This window comes from Oceanospirillum sediminis, assembly GCF_014164585.1.
GTDB lineage: Bacteria > Pseudomonadota > Gammaproteobacteria > Pseudomonadales > Halomonadaceae > Oceanospirillum > Oceanospirillum sediminis.
In genome coordinates, this window is the sequence record NZ_JACJFM010000107.1 from 1 (window position 1) to 516 (window position 516).

Consider the following 516-nt stretch of genomic DNA (forward strand, 5'->3'; position numbering starts at 1 on the left):
TAATTTATAAAGGTATTATCATGCCTGAGGATATTGGGCCTTATTACACCGATTTGCAGCAAGAAGACCTTGTAACCAGATTAGCTTTGGTACACCAGCGTTTTTCTACTAATACTATGCCCACTTGGGAGTTGGCACAACCATTCCGTTTTATGTGTCAGAATGGAGAAATCAACACTCTACGTGGAAACGTAAGTAGAATGCGTGTACGTGAGGAGATTATGAGAAGTGACGTTTTCGGACCTCAAATTGATAAATTATTCCCTATTATCCTTCCTGGTAAATCAGATTCTGCTTCCATGGACATGGTAGTGGAATTATTGACCCATACAGATCGTTCGCTTCCTGAAATTATGATGATGATGATCCCTGAAGCTTGGGAAAAGCATGCCACCATGAGCGAGGATAAAAAAGCGTTCTACGAATATAACGGTTGTATCATGGAACCTTGGGACGGTCCTGCCTCAGTACCGTTTACTGATGGTGATTATATTGGTGCATTATTAGATAGAAATG

1 pseudogene is annotated in these 516 nt (G+C 40.7%); it reads left to right on the forward strand.

Annotated features, from left to right (window positions below):
* Nucleotides 1-20: 20 nt before the first annotated feature.
* Nucleotides 21-516 (forward strand): annotated as a pseudogene (locus H4O21_RS28050) (glutamate synthase subunit alpha); the annotation flags it as partial.